The organism is Variovorax sp. Soil_C_12, from assembly GCF_057657375.1.
Window position 1 is genome coordinate 507,290 of the sequence record NZ_JBDGIO010000001.1, and the last position, 17,897, is coordinate 525,186.

16 protein-coding genes are annotated in these 17,897 nt (G+C 68.5%); 8 read left to right on the forward strand and 8 right to left on the reverse strand.

What is annotated here, in order from left to right; genetic code table 11:
* Positions 1 to 14: 14 nt before the first annotated feature.
* The 3 genes from AC3A6X_RS02600 to cynS all read right to left on the reverse strand — a co-directional run bounded on the left by AC3A6X_RS02600 (position 15) and on the right by cynS (position 3,135).
* Positions 15 to 1,565 carry an ABC transporter ATP-binding protein gene (locus AC3A6X_RS02600; RefSeq protein WP_487840683.1) on the reverse strand — a complete coding sequence of 517 codons (1,551 nt, stop codon included), beginning with the start codon at positions 1,563 to 1,565 and terminating at the stop codon, positions 15 to 17.
* Positions 1,562 to 2,533: a BMP family lipoprotein gene (locus tag AC3A6X_RS02605; RefSeq protein ID WP_487841084.1), complete on the reverse strand. Its 972-nt coding sequence runs from the start codon at positions 2,531 to 2,533 to the stop codon at positions 1,562 to 1,564. The genes AC3A6X_RS02600 and AC3A6X_RS02605 overlap by 4 nt, the downstream gene beginning before the upstream one ends.
* Positions 2,534 to 2,691: 158 nt before the next feature.
* Positions 2,692 to 3,135 carry a cyanase gene (gene cynS / locus AC3A6X_RS02610; RefSeq protein ID WP_106554961.1) on the reverse strand — a complete coding sequence of 148 codons (444 nt, stop codon included), beginning with the start codon at positions 3,133 to 3,135 and terminating at the stop codon, positions 2,692 to 2,694.
* 132 nt (positions 3,136 to 3,267) lie between these two features.
* Between cynS and AC3A6X_RS02615 the strand changes: the two genes are divergently transcribed.
* The gene (locus AC3A6X_RS02615; protein ID WP_487840684.1) at positions 3,268 to 4,425 is read left to right on the forward strand and encodes an alpha-hydroxy acid oxidase; all 1,158 of its coding nucleotides are present in this window, start codon (positions 3,268 to 3,270) and stop codon (positions 4,423 to 4,425) included.
* A 310-nt stretch (positions 4,426 to 4,735) separates the two neighbouring features.
* Here the strand turns inward: AC3A6X_RS02615 and AC3A6X_RS02620 are convergent, their stop codons facing one another.
* The 3 genes from AC3A6X_RS02620 to AC3A6X_RS02630 are packed head-to-tail and all read right to left on the reverse strand — an operon-like array spanning position 4,736 to position 7,810.
* The gene (locus AC3A6X_RS02620; RefSeq protein ID WP_487840685.1) at positions 4,736 to 5,992 is read right to left on the reverse strand and encodes an AI-2E family transporter; all 1,257 of its coding nucleotides are present in this window, start codon (positions 5,990 to 5,992) and stop codon (positions 4,736 to 4,738) included.
* On the reverse strand, positions 5,989 to 6,738 hold the full coding sequence (locus AC3A6X_RS02625; RefSeq protein ID WP_487840686.1) for a LytR/AlgR family response regulator transcription factor: 750 nt from the start codon (positions 6,736 to 6,738) through the stop codon (positions 5,989 to 5,991). The genes AC3A6X_RS02620 and AC3A6X_RS02625 overlap by 4 nt, the downstream gene beginning before the upstream one ends.
* Positions 6,739 to 6,745: 7 nt before the next feature.
* Positions 6,746 to 7,810: a sensor histidine kinase gene (locus AC3A6X_RS02630; protein ID WP_487840687.1), complete on the reverse strand. Its 1,065-nt coding sequence runs from the start codon at positions 7,808 to 7,810 to the stop codon at positions 6,746 to 6,748.
* Positions 7,811 to 7,859: 49 nt separating this feature from the next.
* On the opposite strand from AC3A6X_RS02630, the gene argH reads away from it, so the two are divergent.
* The 5 genes from argH (at position 7,860) to AC3A6X_RS02655 (ending at position 14,229) form a co-directional block, all read left to right on the forward strand.
* The gene (gene argH / locus AC3A6X_RS02635) at positions 7,860 to 9,257 is read left to right on the forward strand and encodes an argininosuccinate lyase (RefSeq protein ID WP_309965071.1); all 1,398 of its coding nucleotides are present in this window, start codon (positions 7,860 to 7,862) and stop codon (positions 9,255 to 9,257) included.
* 224 nt (positions 9,258 to 9,481) lie between these two features.
* Positions 9,482 to 10,375, forward strand: coding sequence for a glycosyltransferase family 2 protein (locus tag AC3A6X_RS02640; RefSeq protein ID WP_487840688.1), 894 nt, complete (start codon positions 9,482 to 9,484; stop codon positions 10,373 to 10,375).
* A 9-nt stretch (positions 10,376 to 10,384) separates the two neighbouring features.
* Positions 10,385 to 11,356: a UDP-glucuronic acid decarboxylase family protein gene (locus AC3A6X_RS02645; protein ID WP_309965066.1), complete on the forward strand. Its 972-nt coding sequence runs from the start codon at positions 10,385 to 10,387 to the stop codon at positions 11,354 to 11,356.
* Positions 11,357 to 11,363: 7 nt separating this feature from the next.
* The gene (locus AC3A6X_RS02650) at positions 11,364 to 12,737 is read left to right on the forward strand and encodes a UDP-glucose dehydrogenase family protein (RefSeq protein WP_487840689.1); all 1,374 of its coding nucleotides are present in this window, start codon (positions 11,364 to 11,366) and stop codon (positions 12,735 to 12,737) included.
* 25 nt (positions 12,738 to 12,762) lie between these two features.
* Entirely contained in the window at positions 12,763 to 14,229 is a 1,467-nt protein-coding gene (locus AC3A6X_RS02655; protein ID WP_487840690.1) for a rhomboid family intramembrane serine protease, read from the forward strand.
* 132 nt (positions 14,230 to 14,361) lie between these two features.
* On the opposite strand, the gene AC3A6X_RS02660 is transcribed toward AC3A6X_RS02655, so the two are convergent.
* Together AC3A6X_RS02660 and AC3A6X_RS02665 are read right to left on the reverse strand one after the other, a co-directional pair.
* Positions 14,362 to 15,660 (reverse strand): hypothetical protein, encoded by a 1,299-nt coding sequence (locus tag AC3A6X_RS02660; RefSeq protein ID WP_487840691.1) that lies wholly within the window; start codon positions 15,658 to 15,660, stop codon positions 14,362 to 14,364.
* Positions 15,661 to 15,745: 85 nt separating this feature from the next.
* A complete protein-coding gene (locus AC3A6X_RS02665; protein ID WP_487840692.1) occupies positions 15,746 to 16,294 on the reverse strand; it encodes a DUF3455 domain-containing protein in 549 nt (182 codons plus the stop codon).
* Between the two features lie 187 nt (positions 16,295 to 16,481).
* On the opposite strand from AC3A6X_RS02665, the gene AC3A6X_RS02670 reads away from it, so the two are divergent.
* Positions 16,482 to 17,057, forward strand: a complete 576-nt coding sequence (locus AC3A6X_RS02670) for an RNA polymerase sigma factor (RefSeq protein WP_487840693.1) — start codon at positions 16,482 to 16,484, stop codon at positions 17,055 to 17,057.
* Between the two features lie 61 nt (positions 17,058 to 17,118).
* On the forward strand, positions 17,119 to 17,877 hold the full coding sequence (locus AC3A6X_RS02675; RefSeq protein ID WP_487840694.1) for an anti-sigma factor: 759 nt from the start codon (positions 17,119 to 17,121) through the stop codon (positions 17,875 to 17,877).
* Positions 17,878 to 17,897 lie beyond the last annotated feature (20 nt).

Sequence of the window (17,897 nt, forward strand, 5' to 3'; positions counted from 1 at the left end):
AGCGGCCCGGCGTCTCATGCCGCGGCCGCCTCGTCCCCGGCGCCGCACATGAGGCGGCCCAGCGTGGTCTCGTCGCACAGCGCGACCGGGCGCTCGCCGACGATGCGGCCGCCCGCCATCACGAGCACGCGGTCGGCCAGCGCCAGGATCTCGTCGAGCTCGGAGGACACGACCAGCACGGCGCCGCCGCCGGCGGCCATGGCCCGCAGGCGGCCGTGGATGAACTCGATGGCGCCGATGTCGACCCCGCGCGTCGGCTGGCCCACCAGCAGCACGCGCGGCTTGGGCGCGGCCTCGCGCGCCAGCACCAGCTTCTGCTGGTTGCCGCCGGAGAACTTCGCGCTGCCAAGGCGCGCGTTGCGCGGACGCACGTCGTACTCGTCCATCATCTGCGCGGTGTCGGCCTGCATGGCCGCTTGCCGCATCCAGCCGTGGCGGTTGTAGCGCGGCCGGCGCTGGTAGCCGAGCACGGCCGATTCCCAGGCCGCGAAGGGCAGCACCAGGCCGCGCCGGTGACGGTCTTCCGGCACGTGGGCAAGGCCGGCCTCGCGCGCGGCTTCGGGGTCGAGCCAATGCTGCGGCGTGAAGGATTGCGAGCCCAACGCCAGCGTGCCGGCCTGCGGCACCAGCATGCCCGACAGCACCTCCAGCAGCTCGCTCTGGCCGTTGCCCGAGACGCCCGCGATGCCGACGATCTCGCCCGCGCGCAGCTGCAGCGAGACATCGGCCAGGCGCGGCGTGCCTTGCGCGTCGCGCCAGCTCAGGCCGCGCGCGTCGAGCAGCGGGGCTCCGCCCGCCGCCTGCGCGGCACCGGCGACGCGCCCCGTCTGCACGCGGCGCCCGACCATGGCCTGCGCGAGCGCGTCGACGCTGGTGTCGGCGATGGCGCAGTCCAGCACCACGGCACCCGCGCGCATCACCGTCACGGCGTCGCACAGCGCCATGATCTCCTTGAGCTTGTGCGTGATCAGCAGCACCGTGGTGCCGCGCGCGCGCAGGGCGCGCAGCGTGTCGAAGAGCTGCTCGGTCTCTTGCGGCGTGAGCACCGCCGTGGGCTCGTCGAGGATCAGGATGCGCGCGCCGCGAAAGAGCGTCTTGAGGATCTCCAGCCGCTGCCGCTCCCCCACCGGCAACTGCTCGACCGGCAGGTCCAGCCGCACCTGCAGGCCGCTGCCCTGCATCAGCGCCTCCAGGCGCGTGCGCACCTGCGCGCGGGCCCTCGGCAGCCGCCAGTGCGGCTCGGCGCCGAGCAGGATGTTGTCGAGCGCGGTAAAGGGTTCGACCAGCATGAAGTGCTGGTGCACCATGCCGATGCCCAGGGCAATGGCGTCGTTCGAGCCGCGGATCTGCACGGGCTTGCCTTCGATCTCGATCTCGCCGCTGTCGGCCTGGTAGAAGCCGTAGAGGATCGACATCAGCGTGCTCTTGCCGGCGCCGTTCTCGCCGACCACGCCATGCACGGTGCCGGCCGGCACGGTGAGCGTGACTTCGCGATTGGCGTGGACCGCACCGAAGCGCTTGTCGATGCGCGTCATGCGCACCGCGGGCGCGAGGGTCTCGCTCAAAGCTTGCAGTTGTTGTCGGCCATGTAGTCGACCACCTTGATCTTGCCGGCAATGATGTCGGCCTTGGCGGCGTCGACCTTGGCCTTCATGTCGGCGCTCACGAGCTTGGCGTTGTGCTCGTCCAGCGCGTAGTCGACTCCGCCTTCTTTCAAACCCAGCGCGGTGACGCCCGGTGTCGGCTTCTTCGCCGCGTTGTACACCGCCACGTCGACGCGCTTGACCATCGAGGTCAGCATGGTGCCGGGCTGCATGTGGTTCTGGTTGCTGTCGACGCCGATGGCCAGCTTGCCCGCGTCCTTGGCCGCCTGATAGACCCCCGAGCCCGTGCCCCCGGCGGCGGCGAAGACCACGTCGACGCCCTTGGCAAACTGCGCCTTGGCCAGCTCGCTGCCGCGCGTCGGGTCGCTCCAGGCGGCCGGCGTCGTGCCGGTCATGACCGAGCTCACCTCGACCTTCGGGTTGGCGTACTTCGCGCCCTGCTCGTAGCCGCACTGGAACTTGCGGATCAGCGGGATGTCCATGCCGCCCACGAAGCCGACCTTGCCGCTCTTGCTGGCCAGCGCCGCCATCATGCCGACGAGGAAGCTGCCCTCGTGCTCCTTGAACACGATCGATTCGACATTGGGCAGCTTGACCACCGAATCGATGATCGCGAAGTTGAGCTTGGGGAATTCCTTGGCCACTTTCTCCAGGCTGCTGCCCTGCGAGAAGCCGATGCCGATCACCGGGTTGGCGCCGCGTCCCGCCATGCGCCGCATGGCCTGCTCGCGCTGTGCCTCGTTGGCGATCTCGAAGTCGAGATAAGGCTTGCCGCTCTCCTTCTTCCACATCTCGGCGCCGCGGTAGGCCGCCTCGTTGAAGGACTTGTCGAACTTGCCGCCCATGTCGTAGACGATGGCGGGCTCGGCGCCTGCGACAGCGGCGGCGCAGGCCGCGAGAGCGAGGACGAGGGCCTTGTCGAGTTTCATGGTGCGCATCCCAGCAATCCGGCTGTCAAGAATTTCTGCTGCGTTGCACCTCCGCCGTTCGAGGCCCGCCGCAGGCCCCCAACGAGCCCCGGGGCAGGATAGCAAGACTTGCGCCGAGTCAAACCGGGGAGCACCCTATGCGCCGCTCCCTGCCCGGTTCAGTAGGTCTTGTAGGGCAGGAACTTGCCGGACAGCACCACGTTCACCCGATCGCCCTTCGGATCGGCCTGCCGCTGGATGTCCATGCTGAAGTCGATCGCGCTCATGATCCCGTCGCCGAATTCCTCGTGGATCAGCTCCTTGATGGTGGTGCCGTAGACGTTCACGATCTCGTACCAGCGGTAGATCAGCGGATCGGTGGGCACCGCCGAGGGCAGCGAGCCCTTGTAGGGCACCACCTGCAGCCACTTCTGCTCCTCGGCCGTGAGGCCGAAGATCTCGCCGACGATGGCGGCCTGCTTCTCGTCGAGCGTCATCTGGCCGAGGCAGGCGGCCGTGGTCCACTCCTTCGAGAGGCCGACCTGCTCGGCGACCTCGGCCCACTGGATGCCCTTGGCCACCTTGGCGGTGACGATCTTCTCGGTGACGTCGTTGCGATTCATGCGGATGCTCCTGTTGGAAGTAGGGGAAGGACGAGTCGCCCAGTCCATGTGCCAGAGGCAAGCAACAGGCGTGCCGACTTGGTGCGCCGCGATAATCGGGCACCCAGCGCACCCCAAAGAAGGAGACCCCGAGTGCCCGACCTTTCCCAGATCACCTGCATCGAAGACCTGCGAGTGATCGCCCAGTCGCGCGTGCCGCGCATGTTCTACGACTACGCCGACTCCGGCGCCTGGACGGAGGGCACCTACCGCGCGAACGAGGCCGACTTCCGCAAGATCAAGCTGCGCCAGCGCGTGGCCGTCAACATGGAAGGCCGCTCGACGAGGAGCACCATGATCGGCCAGGAAGTCGCGATGCCGGTGGCCATCGCGCCCACCGGCCTCACGGGCATGCAGCACGCCGACGGCGAGATCCTGGGCGCGCGCGCGGCCAAGGCCTTCGGCATTCCCTTCACGCTGTCGACCATGAGCATCTGCTCGCTGGAAGACATCGCCGAAAGCACCGACCGCCATCCCTTCTGGTTCCAGCTCTACGTGATGCGCGACCGCGACTTCATCGAGCGGCTGATCGAGCGCGCCAAGGCCGCCAACGTCTCGGCGCTGCAGCTCACGCTGGACCTGCAGATCCTGGGCCAGCGGCACAAGGACATCAAGAACGGGCTGACGGCGCCGCCCAAGCCCACGCTGAAGAACCTGATCAACCTCGCGACCAAGCCGCGCTGGTGCCTGGGCATGCTGGGCACGAAGCGGCGCAGCTTCGGCAACATCGTGGGCCATGCCAAGGGGGTGGGGGACCTGTCCTCGCTGTCCTCCTGGACGGCCGAGCAATTCGATCCGGCGCTGAGCTGGGCCGATGTGGAATGGATCAAGAAGCTCTGGGGCGGGCCGCTGATCCTCAAGGGCATCATGGACGTGGAAGACGCGCGCCTGGCGGCTTCCAGCGGCGCCGATGCGCTGATCGTGTCGAACCACGGCGGGCGCCAGCTCGACGGCGCGCCCTCCTCCATCGAGGCGCTGCCGGCGATCGCCGAAGCGGTGGGCACCGAGATCGAGGTCTGGATGGACGGCGGCATCCGCAGCGGCCAGGACGTGCTGAAGGCGCGTGCGCTCGGAGCGCGCGGCACGCTGATCGGGCGCAGCTTCCTCTACGCCCTGGGCGCCTTCGGCGAGGCCGGGGTGACGCGGGCGCTGCAGATCATCCAGAAGGAACTCGACATCACGATGGCCTTCTGCGGGCGCACGCAGATCGACGAGGTGGATTCGAGCATCCTGCTGCCGGGCACCTTCTAGACCCGAGCCGAGGCGCGGGTAAGTCCTCGGCCGACAGCGCGACGGCACGCTGCGGCTTCCTGATGCGGCCGATCTGCGGCTGGCTGTTCGGCCGCATCGCCAACCGCAAGGGCCGCAAGACCTCGATGGTGATCTCGGTCACGATGATGTGCGCCGGCTCGCTGGCCATCGATGCAGCTGCGCCGCCTTACGCGCGCCCTTGGCGACCCAGGCCAACCCGTCCAGCGGGTCATGCTCATGGCTTGCAGGTAGGCGCCCGCACATCACGTCGATACAGCCGAAACGTCGGCGTGCCGCGTTCGCCTGCCAACTAATCGCCCAGCAGTTCCCCAATCGGCTGCAGATCCTCCACCCGATCGCAGACAGCCTTCACGACCATCATGATCGGGATGCCCAAGAGCAACCCCCAGATGCCCCAGAGCCAGCCCCAGAAGATCACGCCCACGAACACCGCCACCGGGTTCATGCGGCTGGTGCGGCTGGTGAGCCAGGGCACCAGCAGGTTGCCCACGAGGGTGTGGATCAGCAGCGAGACGCCGCCGACCAGCAGGGCCATCTGGACGCTGTTGAACTGGAGAAACGTCACCAGGCCGGCCGCCGCCATCACGATCACCGAGCCGATGTAGGGGATGAGATTGGTCACCGCCGCCACGATGCCCCAGACCGCGGCGTTGTCGACGTCGAGCGCCCAGAACGCGAGGCCGGTGGCAAGGCCGACCATGGCACTGGTGAGAATCTGCACCAGCAGGTAGCGCTCGATGTGCTGCGTGATGTCGTCGAGCACATGCACGGTGATTTTTTTCTTCTGCAAGCTGGGTCCGGTGATCTTCACCAGCTTGCGGCGGAAGGTATCGCCCGAGCCAAGCGCGAAATAGGTCAGGAAGGCGACCAGCGTGAGCTGCCCGATGGCGGCGATCAAGCCCACCGTGCCGCTCCAGAGGTACTCGCGCACGTTGAAGCTCGGCCGCTCGATGACCACACGCGCCACGCCCTTGCGCGCCGCGACCTTGGCTGAATTCTCCTCGGCCGCCTGTTCGAGTTGGGCGGCAGCCTTCTGCACCGTGTCGAGCGCGCTGGGGTCCGTGCTTCTGCCGCTGCGCATGGCCAGGCGCAGCTTCTGGGCCGCGACAGGCAGCGTATCGAGCAACTCGGAGGCGCTGCCGGAAAGCGAATAGCCGGTCCAGCCCAGGCCGCCGCCGAGCCCGAGCAGGATCACGGCGGCGCCGATCCAGCGGGAGATCCTCCAGCGTTCGAGCAGACCGACCAGCGGGTCGAGCGCGTAGGTCAGGAGCAGGCTCAGCATCAACGGAACGAACACCGCCTTGGCCCAGTGCAGCGTGAACACCACGGCAAGCACGCTGAGCACGACCAGCGCGGCGCTGCGCACGTCGACCGGCATGTGCAGCAGCACGCGCTCCGGCTCGGCCTCGGCCTCGGACGGCTCCGGCTCCAGCGTCGGCTCCTGCCTCGGCTTCGGCTCGGGCTCGGGCTCGGGCTCAGGCTCAGGCTCAGGCTCCGGGGGAGCCTGGAGCCGCTCGACCTTGTTCTGCTCGGCGTCGTTGTTCATCGCGGATCCTTCAGCACCTCGCGCACCGCCGCCAGCTGGCGCCGCGACACCACCACCGGCTCCGGAATGCCGTCGAGCCGCAAGGCCCAGCCCTCGGCGTCCTCGCCGTCGTCGTACTTCTCGAGCGCGCGGATCGCCTGGCGCGCCACCAGCGCATTGCGGTGCACGCGCACGAAGCGCGCCGGATAGCGCTCCTCGAACTCGGCCAGCGACCCATCGTAGATATGGCTGCGCGCCGCGGTGCGCACCGTGAGGTACTTGAACTCCGACTTGAGATAGACCACCTCGGACAGCAGCACCCGCTCGGTGCGGCCGCGGTCCTGGATCAGCAGCACCTCCTGCTGCACGTCGGCCAGCGGGCCGCGCCGCTCCCGCAGCGAGCGCTCGGCCTTCTGCAGCGCCTGCTGCAGCCGCTCGGCCCGCACCGGCTTGGTCAGGTAGTCGACCGCCTCGAGCTCGAAGGCCGTCACGGCATGGGTCGCGTGGGCGGTGACGAACACCACCGCCGGCGCACCGGCGCGCTGGCGCAGGCTGCGCGCCAGCTCGATGCCGTCGATGCCGGGCATGTGGATGTCGAGCAGCACCAGGTCGAGGTCGACCGTGAGCAGTTGCGCCTGGGCGTCGGCGCCGTTGGAGGCCTCGGCCACCACCTCGGCCCCCGGCGCGTGGCACTCGGCCAGCAGCGTGCGCAACCGCGACCGGGCCAGCGTTTCGTCGTCGACGATCAGGGTGCGCAGAAGATTCATGGACTCCTCAAGTTCCAACAGGAATGGCGATGCGCACGCGGTAGGCCTTCTGGTCCATGCCGGCGCTGAACTGCGCCTGCACGTCGTGCAGCAGCCGCAGCCGGTCGCGCACGTTGGCCAGGGCGATGCCGTGGCCGCGCGGCAGGGGCTCGTCGGCCCAGCGCAGCGGCGGCAGGCTGTTGACCACCTCGATCACCGCCATGCTGCCGCGGCGCTCGGTGCGGATGCGGATCTTCGCGCCCTCCGGGCTGGGCTCGACGCCATGCTTGACCGCGTTCTCGACCAGCGGCTGCAGCAGCAAGGGCGGCAGGCGCGCACCGTTGGCCGCGGGGTCGATGTCCCAGCGGATGCGCAGCCGGTCGCCGAAGCGCACCTGCTCGATCGCCAGGTAGCGCTCGGCCAGCGCGATCTCGTCGGCCAGGGTGACCGATTCGCCCGCATCGGCGAGGGCGTGCCGGAACAGCTCGCTCAGGTCTTCCAGCATGGCTTCGGCCTTGGCTGGCTCCTCGCGCACCAGCGCGATGGCGCTGTTCAGCGTGTTGAAGAGAAAGTGCGGGCGGATGCGCGACTGCAGCTCTTCCAGCCGCGCCGTGGTGGCCGCCGGCGTCTGCCCGCGCGCGCGCAGCACCAGCGCGGCCATCACCAGCGACGCGAACATCGCCCCGGCCAGGGCGCTCGCGATCCAGGGCGCGCTGGCAAGCACGCCCGTCAGCCGCAGCAGTCCGCAGCCGTAGAGCGCGGACAGCGCCCCCAGGAGGATGCCGGCGCCGTACTGTCCGGCGCGCGGCAGGCGGCCCAGCAGCTTCTTGAGCCAGCAGGCCGCGAGCAGCCACAGCAGCGTGGCCGGCAAGGCGCCGCCGGTCACGGTGGCCAGCAGCATCAGCCACTCGGCCGGTGTGGGCGCCTGGAACAGCGTGACGACCGCCACCACTGACTCGACGAACATCACGGTGCGCAGCACCACGCCGATCTGGCAGGCATCGAAGAGCGCGGCACCGGCACGCGCCGGCGCGCGGGCCCGTGCCGGGGACGGCGCCTGGGGGGTGGTCGATAAAATCGATGGGCTGCGCATCAAGCAAATCGGGTGCAAACCCATTATTGCCTCCCAACCGGTTCACCCCATGACCCACAACCAACTCGACAAGAAATCCGAAGCCTGGTCCGCCCTGTTCTCCGAACCGATGAGCGACCTGGTGAAGCGCTACACCGCGAGCGTCTTCTTCGACAAGCGGCTGTGGCAGGCCGACATTCAAGGCTCGCTCGCGCATGCGGGCATGCTGGCGGCGCAGGGCGTCATCGGCGCCGAGGACCACGCCGCCATCGAGCGCGGCATGGCGCAGATCCGCGGCGAGATCGAGTCCGGCGCCTTCGACTGGAAGCTCGATCTCGAGGACGTGCACCTGAACATCGAGGCCCGCCTCACCCAGCTGGTCGGCGATGCCGGCAAGCGCCTGCACACCGGCCGCAGCCGCAACGACCAGGTGGCCACCGACGTGCGGCTCTGGCTGCGCGGCGAGATCGACCTGATCGGCGGGCTGCTGGTCGACCTGCAGAAGTCGCTGGTGGCCATCGCCGAGAAGAACGCCGAGGTGATCCTGCCGGGCTTCACGCACCTGCAGGTGGCGCAGCCGGTGAGCTTCGGCCACCACATGCTGGCCTACGTCGAGATGTTCTCGCGCGATGCCGAGCGCATGGCCGACGTGCGCGGCCGCGTCAACCGCCTGCCGCTGGGTGCCGCGGCGCTGGCCGGCACCAGCTACCCGCTGGACCGCGAGCTGGTGGCGCGCACGCTGGGCATGGACGGGGTGTGCGAGAACAGCCTGGACGCGGTGAGCGACCGCGACTTCGCGATCGAATTCAGCGCCGCTGCCTCGCTCGCGATGGTGCACATCAGCCGGCTCAGCGAGGAGCTGGTGCTCTGGACCAGCCAGGCCTTCGGCTTCATCGACATCGCCGACCGCTTCTGCACGGGCAGTTCGATCATGCCGCAGAAGAAGAACCCGGACGTGCCCGAGCTCGCGCGCGGCAAGACCGGCCGCGTGGTGGGCCACCTGATGGGCCTGATCACGCTCATGAAGGGCCAGCCGCTGGCCTACAACAAGGACAACCAGGAGGACAAGGAGCCGCTGTTCGACACCGTCGACACGCTCAAGGACACGCTGCGCATCTTTGCCGAGATGGTGGGCGGCATCACGGTCAAGCCCGAGGCGATGGAGAACGCCGCGCTGCGCGGCTACGCGACCGCCACCGACCTGGCCGACTACCTGGTGAAGAAGGGCCTGCCCTTCCGCGACGCGCACGAGACCGTGGCGCACGCGGTCAAGGCCGCGATCTCGCACAAGGTCGACCTGTCGGAGCTGCCGCTGTCGGTGCTGCAGACCTTCCATCCGAAGATCGAGAAAGACGTTTACGACGTGCTGAGCCTGCGGGGTTCGCTGCATGCGCGCAACATTCTGGGCGGAACGGCCCCGGCCCAGGTGCGCAAGCAGATCGCCCGCCATCGCGCCAGGCTCGGTTGAGAATTATTTGGGGTTTACCCCGAACAGCTGCTGAAAGCCTTGCTGGTACTTGCTCAGGCGCTATCGATTGAATAGCGCTTTCCCCAGCAAATACGACCTATGGTGGGCCTCTACGCCGTCAGTTTTGTGGCCAGTTGTAAAACTGTAGTGCTAAAGTTTGGCATTGCATTGCAGCAAACTGCCCGGCAACCTGTGTTGCCGAAGCACGCCAGCCGACCGAATCCATGGAACAACCCCCCTGCGTCGTCGTTATCCTGACCTTCAATTCCGCCTCGATCATCCGGGAGACCGTGTCGCAGGCGAAGAAGGTGAGCCCCAAGGTCTTTGCGGTCGACTCGCATTCGTCGGACAGCACCGTCGCCATCCTCGAGGAACTGGGCTGCACCGTGGTGCAGCGGCCCTTCTCCAACTACAGCGACCAGCGCAACTGGGCGATCTCGCAGGTCGAGGGCGCCTACGGCTGGCAGCTGCACCTGGATGCCGACGAGGTGCTGGACGAACAGGCGGTGGGCGAAATTCGCGCCCTGCTCGCCGGCACGCCGCGCTTCGACGCCTACATGCTGCGCCGGCGCGACTACTTCATGGGCAAGATGCTGCGCTTCTCCGGCGTCAACCCCTGGCACCTGCGGCTGTTCCGCTCGGGCGCCGGGCGCTGCGAGGCGCGGCTCTACGACCAGCACTTCATCAGCAGCGCCACGCCGGGCCGCCTGCAGGGCTTCATGCACGACAAGAATTCGGCGCGGCTCACCGACTGGATCAACAGCCACAACCGCTGGAGCGACGCCGAGGCCAAGGAGAAGCTGGGTCCGCGCATGGCCGCCGACAACGTGCTCCAGCCGCGGCTGATGGGCGACGCGCGCGAGCGCACGCGCTTCATCAAGGAGCTCTACTATCGGCTTCCGACCGGCCTGCGCTCGCTCAGCTATTTCGTCTACCGCTACGTCTTCCGGCTCGGCTTCCTGGACGGCACCACCGGCTTCTACTTCGCTTTTTTCCAGGCATTGTGGTTCCGCATGCTGGTCGACGCGAAGATGTACGAGCAACGATCCGCACAGCGCCCGGCGCCTGAACTGAAGGCCAAGGCCAAGGCCATCAATCCGATCCCCCCTATGGAGTGAACTCGCAACATGCGGCAATACAACGCTTCCAAGAAGGTCCTGGTCACCGGCGGCGCCGGCTTCCTCGGCAGCCATCTGTGCGACCGGCTCATCGAGCACGGCCACGACGTCCTGTGCGTGGACAATTTCTTCACCGGCACCAAGCGCAACATCGAGCACCTGCTGGGCCACCCGCGCTTCGAGCTGATGCGGCACGACGTGACCTTCCCGCTCTACGTGGAGGTGGACGAGATCTTCAACCTGGCCTGCCCGGCCTCGCCCATCCACTACCAGCACGACCCGGTTCAAACCACCAAGACCAGCGTGCATGGCGCCATCAACATGCTGGGCCTGGCCAAACGGGTGCGCGCCAAGATCCTGCAGGCTTCCACCAGCGAGGTCTACGGCGACCCTGAGATCCATCCGCAGGTCGAGGCCTACTGGGGCCGCGTCAACCCGATCGGCATCCGCAGCTGCTACGACGAGGGCAAGCGCTGCGCAGAGACGCTGTTCTTCGACTACCACCGCCAGCACAAGCTGCGCATCAAGGTCGTGCGCATCTTCAACACCTACGGTCCGCGCATGCACATGAACGACGGGCGCGTGGTGTCCAACTTCATCGTGCAGGCGCTCAAGGGCGAGGACATCACCATCTACGGCGATGGCCAGCAGACGCGCAGCTTCTGCTACGTGGACGACCTGGTGGAGGCGATGCTGCGCATGATGGGCACGGGCGACGAGGTGCCCGGCCCGATCAACATCGGCAACCCGGGCGAGTTCTCGATGCTGGAGCTTGCCAACAAGGTGATCGAGCTGACCGGCTCCAAGAGCCAGCTGATGCGCATGCCGCTGCCGGCGGACGACCCCAAGCAGCGCCGCCCCGACATCACCCTGGCCCAGCAGGAGCTCGACGGCTGGGCGCCGAAGACCCAGCTCGAGGAAGGCCTGAAGAAGACCATCGCCTACTTCGACAAGGCGCTGTCCGAAACCACCGCAGATTGAACAACGCATGAACGTCACCATCATCGGTACCGGCTATGTCGGGCTCGTCACCGGCGCCTGTCTCGCCGACATCGGCAACAACATGCTGTGCGTGGACGTCGATGCGCGCAAGATCGACACCCTCAACGCGGGCGGCATCCCGATCTACGAGCCGGGCCTGGGCGACCTGGTCGAGTCGAACATGGCGGCGAAGCGCCTCGCCTTCTCGACCGACATCGAGGCCTCGGTGGCGCACGGCGACGTGCAGTTCATCGCCGTCGGCACCCCACCCGACGAGGACGGCAGCGCCGACCTGCAGTACGTGCTGGCGGCGGCGCGCAACATCGGCAAGTACATGAACGGGTTCAAGGTCGTGGTCGACAAGTCGACGGTGCCGGTGGGCACGGCCGACAAGGTCGCTGCCGTCATCCAGGAAGAGCTCGACAAGCGCGGCCGCTCCGACCTGCGCTTCTCGGTGGTGAGCAACCCCGAGTTCCTCAAGGAAGGCGCAGCGATCGAGGACTTCATGCGGCCCGACCGCATCGTCATCGGCTACAGCGACGACGAGGACGGCCGCGAGGCGCTGGCCGCGATGCGCAAGCTCTACGCGCCCTTCAACCGCAACCACGAGCGCACCCGCGTGATGGACGTGCGCTCTGCCGAGTTCACCAAGTACGCGGCCAATGCGATGCTCGCCACCCGCATCAGCTTCATGAACGAGCTGGCCAACCTCGCCGACCGCGTAGGCGCCGACATCGAGGCAGTGCGCCAGGGCATCGGCTCCGACCCGCGCATCGGCTACAGCTTTCTCTACGCGGGCACGGGCTACGGCGGCAGCTGCTTCCCCAAGGACATCCAGGCGCTCACGCGCATCGCGCGCGACAACGGGCAGGCGTTGCGGGTGCTGGAGTCGGTCGAGGCGGTCAACGACGAGCAGAAGCGCGTGCTGACGCAGAAGGTGCTCGACCGCTTCGGCCCCGACCTCAGCGACCGCAGCTTCGCGCTGTGGGGCCTGGCCTTCAAGCCCAACACCGACGACATGCGCGAGGCCCCGAGCCGCGTGGTGCTGGGTGCGCTGCTGCGCGCCGGCGCGCGCGTGGTGGCGCACGACCCGATCGCGGTCGACGAGACCCGGCGCGTGCTGCAGCTGGACTTCGCCGATGCGCCGGCGCTGCTGGAGCGCATCAGCTTCTCCTCGGCCAAGGACCCGATGGAGGTGCTGGCCGACGCGGACGCGCTGATCATCGTCACGGAGTGGAAGGCCTACCGCAGCCCCAACCTGGAGCGGCTCAAGGCGCTGATGAAGTCGCCGGTGATCTTCGACGGCCGCAACCTCTATGAGCCCGGCGTGATGAAGGAAGCCGGCGTCATCTACCAGGGCATCGGGCGCAACAGCCGCTGAGCACGTTGCCTTAGCGTCCGGCAGCGTGTTCTACGCGATCCCTCTCGAGAGCCGGCCGAGCTGGCGCAACCCGCCCTGGGTGACGGTGCTGCTCATCCTGGTGAACATGCTGGTCTTCTGGGGACCGCAGCGCGCGGAAGACGCGGCGCAGGAGCGGGCCGCGCAGTTCTACCTGCAGAGCGGCCTGCCGAAGCTGGAGCTGCCGCCCTTCGTGGCCTGGCTGCAGGAGACCGGCTCGCCGCGCGCGGCCGTGGCCCGGCGGCTGCTGGCACGCGAGCGCTACGGCGAGCTGCTCGAAGGCCTGCAGCAGGAGCAGGCCTTCCTGCGCAAGCTGCACGCCGACCAGATCATCGAGCCCGCCCACCCGAAGTACGCGGACTGGAAGCGCGAGCGACAGCGCTATGAGGCGCAGCTGCCGGCGCCCTTCACCACCCGCTGGGCGCAGGACCACAACCCGGACGCCGAATCCAGGCCCTGGACCTGGCTCACGTCGGCCTTCCTGCACGGCAGCACCGGCCACCTGCTGGGCAACATGCTTTTCCTCTTCCTGTTCGGCTTCTCGGTCGAGCTCGCGCTGGGCCGCGGCCTCTACCTGGGCTTCTACCTGCTGGGCGCGGCCGGCGCCTCGGCGCTGGCGGCCTGGGCCTATGCGGGCCAGGGCGGCTACGGGCTGGGCGCCTCGGGCGCGGTGTCGGCGCTGATGGGCATGTACGCGGTGATGTATCGCCTCCGGCGCATCCGCTTTTTTTACCAGCTCTTCTTCTACTTCAACTACGTCACGGCGCCGGCGCTGATCCTGCTGCCGGCCTGGATCGCCAACGAGCTGCTGCAGCATCTCGTCGGCGGCAAGGGCATCGCCTACATGGCGCACCTGGGCGGGCTGCTGACCGGCGCGCTGCTGATGGCGATCGCGATGCGGTGGCGCCGGGTGCGCCTGCCCGAAGCGCCGGTCGAGCAGGCACCGGACCCATTCGAGCAGCATGTGGCCGCGGCGCGGCGCCTGGCCGGCGAGATGAAGTTCGAGCAGGCCTGCGCTCAATGGCGCGCCGCCGCGAAGCAGCGCCCCGGGGACGCGGACACGCTGCGCGCCTGGTTCAACACCGCCAAGCTCTGGCCCGCCGGGGAGGACTTTCATCGCGCGGCGCACCGCATCTTCCAGCTCCGACCGCAGGACCCCGCCACGCTGGAACTGCAGCATGCGAGCTACAAGGCCTACCTCGACCACGCCAAGCCCGGTGCGCGCCTGCGACCCGAGGACATGGTGCGGCTGGCGCGCCGCTTCACGCGCGCGCAGCAGTTCGCCGATGCGGAGCGCCTGTGCCAGGCGCTGATGAAGACGGCGCCGGAACATCCGGAGCTGGCCGAAACCGTGGCGCTGTGCGCCAACGGCCTGCTGCAGGCCGGGCGGCGCGACCAGGCGTTGGGCTGGCTGCCGCACCTGCTGCGGCTGGCGCCGGAGGCGATGGTGACGCGGATGCTTCAGAAGGCCTGAGGATGACTTGCTCCCTCTCCCGCTTGCGGGAGAGGGTTGGGGTGACGGCACGCGGCGCATCCAAGCCAACGCGCCTTGCCACCGCCCGGTGCCCCCACCCCTGCCCTCCCCCGGAAGGGGAGGGAGTGAGACTCAGCCTTGCGGCACCTCGCGCATCAGCCAGCGCACTTCCTGCGTCTGCTCGCTGTCCGGATAGCGCCGCTCGAGCGTCTTCAGGATCGGCCGCGCCATGTCGCGCCGGTTCAGCCCCTGCACCAGCACCCGCGCCGCCAGCTCGTAGGCCTGCGGAATCGCCGCATGCCCGCGGAAGCGCTTGTCGAAGCCGGTCAACAGCGCGAGCGCGGCCTTCGCCTCGCCGTTGCGCCATTCGGCGCGTGCCAACGCGATGGTCGTCACCGGATCGTCGAGCACGAAGCCGGCGTCCTTCTCGCCGCAGGCCTTGTAGACCTTCAGCGCCTCCGACGGGAGATCGCGCGCGGCGAGCATGCCGATCAGCCGCCGCCCATGGTCCAGCAGGGTGGCCGTCTTGTCGGGCGCCAGCAGCAGCACGCGGTGGTAGCGCCGCTGCGCGGCCAGGTCGTCCGGCTTGGTGCGCTGCTCCTCGTAGGCCAGCGCCAGCGCGCCGGCCACGTCGCCGTCGGTCACCATCTGCGCCACCAGCGCATCGGTCTGCTGCTGCGCGATCTGGGCCGGGGTGCGGGTGTCCATCGCACGCTCGTCGGCACCGGCACCGGGCAGCAGGTCGATGCCGAGCGCCGCATGGTTCTGGTACATCACGTAGCCCAGCAGGCTGGCCATGACCCAGCCGAAATAGATCATCACGAAATTGAAGAGCGGCAGCGCGATCCAGCCCTTGAAGACGGGCAGCAGCATGACCACGGCCAGCTGCGCGCCGGAATTCAGCAGGAACAGGAAGAAGCACAGCAGCACGTAGGGCCAGCCGATGGCTCGCAGGGTCTCCCACACCAGGCCCGGGTTCAGCGCCTGCCAGAAGCTGCCCGACTGCACCAGCACCATGGTCGTGGCCGGCAGCGTGAACGAGAGCACGAAGAGCGCGATGTAGCCGAGTACCGGATTCAAGGCGCCGACGAGGCCGCCCACCATGCCCTGCAGCACCAGCAGCGCGAACAGCTTCCAGGGCAGATTCGTCCACTCCTCGTCCAGCGTGCGTGGAAAATCGGCGGCCCGCACGATGCCGCGCGCGCCGAGCGCCATCACCTTGAAGCCGTAGCGGCTGGCCGCGAGCACAATGCCCAGCTCGAGCAGCAGCAGGATCAGCCCCTGCGGCAGGAAGAAGAACAGATGGATGAGCAGGCTGGAAGCCGCGAGCAGCAGCGCATAGCCGAGCGGCTGCAGCTGGAAAGGGAAGGCGAAGAAGGTGTTCAGGCGATGCCAGAACGGGCGTGGCGAGGGACTTCCGGGCTCTTGCATGGACGCTCCAACGAGGGAGCGCCCAGTATATGTTTCAAGTTGTTGCACAACGGCCACGCACAGCGCCGCCGCCGTGCAGGACCGCTCACATCGCGCGATAAAAGATGTAGTCGGCCTGGTACTTCACCACCTGTTTCCGGCCCATCGAGTCTGCGCCGCAGGCCATGGCCGGCGCCGTCCCGCCCTGGGTGGCCACGCGCTGGATGTAGCTCACGCCCTGCATCGCGCCGCTGCCCATGGCCGGGTTGGCCTTCACCAGCTGGTAGGGGATGTTGGCGCTGCCATTGGGCGCGACCGCGACCTGGGTGCCGGTGAGCTTGGAACCGTCCATGCTCTCCCAGGTGGCCGGCGGGCCGTAGTACTTGCCGACCTGCTTGCCGCCGCGGTCCATGAGGCGAGCGTCGGGGCCGACGAAGACCCATTCGTGCTGCCCGGGGGCGTTGGCCTTGGCGCGGCATTCGTAGGTGATGTCGCCGGCGCCGACCGTCTCCATTGCGACCTGGTGGCCGGCAGGCACCTTGACGGCATCGGGGAGGCTGGCCTGGGAGTACGCCATCGGCTTGTTCATGCCCATGCCGGAGCAGGCGGCGAGGCTGGCGGCGGCCGTGAGGAGGCCGAGGTTGCGCAAGGTCATGGTCTGTTCCTTTCGTGTCGATTCGGATGCTGAGGTTGTTGGCGGGCGCTGTTGTTGGCGGACTGGCGGCCTCCATCCCCGGTACGCGGCGGGGGCGCGATCGGATTCAGCGATCGGCAGCGCCTGAATCCGCCGGCGGCCTTGCGCCGTATCGCCTGTGTGACGACCGATGCTCCACAATCCGCGCATGCCCGAAGCCAGCCCCGACGCCGAACTGATGGCACTGATCGACCGCGTCGGCCGCCGGGACGAAACCGCCCTGCGCCTGCTTTACGAGCGCACCTCGCCCAAGCTCTTCGGCCTGGCGATGCGGGTGGTGCGCCAGCGCGAATGGGCCGAAGACGTGCTGCAGGAATCCTTCCTCACCATCTGGCGCGTCGCCGGCGACTACCGCAGCACGCTGAGCCCGCCGATGGCCTGGCTGGGGCTGATCGTGCGCAGCCGCTCGCTCGACTTCCTGCGGCGCCGCACCACCGACCGCGCCCAGCTCACCCAGGAATTCGACGATGTGATGGCCGAGACCTTCGAGTCCGATGCCGCGAACCCGATGGACACCGCAGACGCCAGCGAGCAGGCCCAAGCTCTGCACCAGTGCCTGAGCCGGCTCGAGGGCCGGCAGCGCGAGGTGCTGAGCCTGGCCTACCTGCGCGAGCTCAGCCACGGCGAGCTGGCCGAGCAGCTCAAGCTGCCGCTGGGCACGGTCAAGACCTGGATCCGGCGTGGGCTGGAGAAGCTGCGCATCTGCATGCAGCAGTTGGCATGAGACGCCGGGCCGCTCCCAAGTCGAATACCGCAGTGCGCAGCACCAAGGGACTCGCTTCGCCATGAACCTTTCCGCCCATCCCGAACTGCTGGAGCTGCTGGCCGCGAGCCACGCGCTGGGCACCCTGCGCGGCGGTGCGCGCAGGCGCTTCGAAGCCCTGGCGCGCGAGCAGGCGCCGGTGCGGGCCGCAGCGCTGGTCTGGCAGAGCCGGCTCGCCAGCATGGCCGAGCTGCAGTCGCCGGTGGTGCCGGATGCGGCCGTGTGGACCCGCATCCGCAACCTGATCGCGGCCGAGCAGGAGCAGGAAGCCATCGCACGCCAGCGCACCACGCCGCCCACGCCGGCCGAAACGCCCGCGCGCAGCGGCTGGCTGCGCAGCCTCGCGCTGTGGCGCAGCGCCGCAGCGGCCGGCGCGCTCGCCACCGTGGTGGCCGCTTTCGTCGGCCTCAACCTGAGCGAGCAACTGCGCAATGCGCCGGCCGTGCAGTACGTGGCCGTGCTGTCGGACGAGCAGGCCGCCGCCTCGATGCTGGTGACCTTCGACCCGAAGAAGCGCCAGCTGGTGCTGCAGCGCGTCGGCGACTACCGCGAGGGCGAGGACAAGTCGCTGCAGCTGTGGGCGCTGCCGCCCGGCGGCGCGCCGCGTTCGCTGGGCGTCCTGGGCCGCGACCCTGCGCTCAGGCTGACGGCACAGGAAGCCGACGTGCGTTCGGTGCCGGCGCTGGCCATCAGCCTCGAGCCCAGGGGCGGCGTGCCCAGCGAGCGCGGGCCGACCGGGCCGGTGCTCTTCAAGGGCGCGCTGATCGAGAAGACCCTTTAAGGACCGTTAACATCCTGCGA

Excerpts from the sequence above, each read along its gene's own strand:
- AC3A6X_RS02675 (WP_487840694.1), top strand. The coding sequence starts at position 17,119 with ATGAACCTTTCCGCCCATCCCGAACTGCTGGAGCTGCTGGCCGCGAGC.
- AC3A6X_RS02665 (WP_487840692.1), bottom strand. The coding sequence starts at position 16,294 with ATGACCTTGCGCAACCTCGGCCTCCTCACGGCCGCCGCCAGCCTCGCC.
- AC3A6X_RS02630 (WP_487840687.1), bottom strand. The coding sequence starts at position 7,810 with ATGCGCAGCCCATCGATTTTATCGACCACCCCCCAGGCGCCGTCCCCG.
- cynS (WP_106554961.1), bottom strand. The coding sequence starts at position 3,135 with ATGAATCGCAACGACGTCACCGAGAAGATCGTCACCGCCAAGGTGGCC.
- AC3A6X_RS02625 (WP_487840686.1), bottom strand. The coding sequence starts at position 6,738 with ATGAATCTTCTGCGCACCCTGATCGTCGACGACGAAACGCTGGCCCGG.
- AC3A6X_RS02660 (WP_487840691.1), bottom strand. The coding sequence starts at position 15,660 with ATGCAAGAGCCCGGAAGTCCCTCGCCACGCCCGTTCTGGCATCGCCTG.
- argH (WP_309965071.1), top strand. The coding sequence starts at position 7,860 with ATGACCCACAACCAACTCGACAAGAAATCCGAAGCCTGGTCCGCCCTG.
- AC3A6X_RS02670 (WP_487840693.1), top strand. The coding sequence starts at position 16,482 with ATGCCCGAAGCCAGCCCCGACGCCGAACTGATGGCACTGATCGACCGC.
- AC3A6X_RS02620 (WP_487840685.1), bottom strand. The coding sequence starts at position 5,992 with ATGAACAACGACGCCGAGCAGAACAAGGTCGAGCGGCTCCAGGCTCCC.
- AC3A6X_RS02645 (WP_309965066.1), top strand. The coding sequence starts at position 10,385 with ATGCGGCAATACAACGCTTCCAAGAAGGTCCTGGTCACCGGCGGCGCC.
- AC3A6X_RS02650 (WP_487840689.1), top strand. The coding sequence starts at position 11,364 with ATGAACGTCACCATCATCGGTACCGGCTATGTCGGGCTCGTCACCGGC.
- AC3A6X_RS02605 (WP_487841084.1), bottom strand. The coding sequence starts at position 2,533 with ATGAAACTCGACAAGGCCCTCGTCCTCGCTCTCGCGGCCTGCGCCGCC.
- AC3A6X_RS02640 (WP_487840688.1), top strand. The coding sequence starts at position 9,482 with ATGGAACAACCCCCCTGCGTCGTCGTTATCCTGACCTTCAATTCCGCC.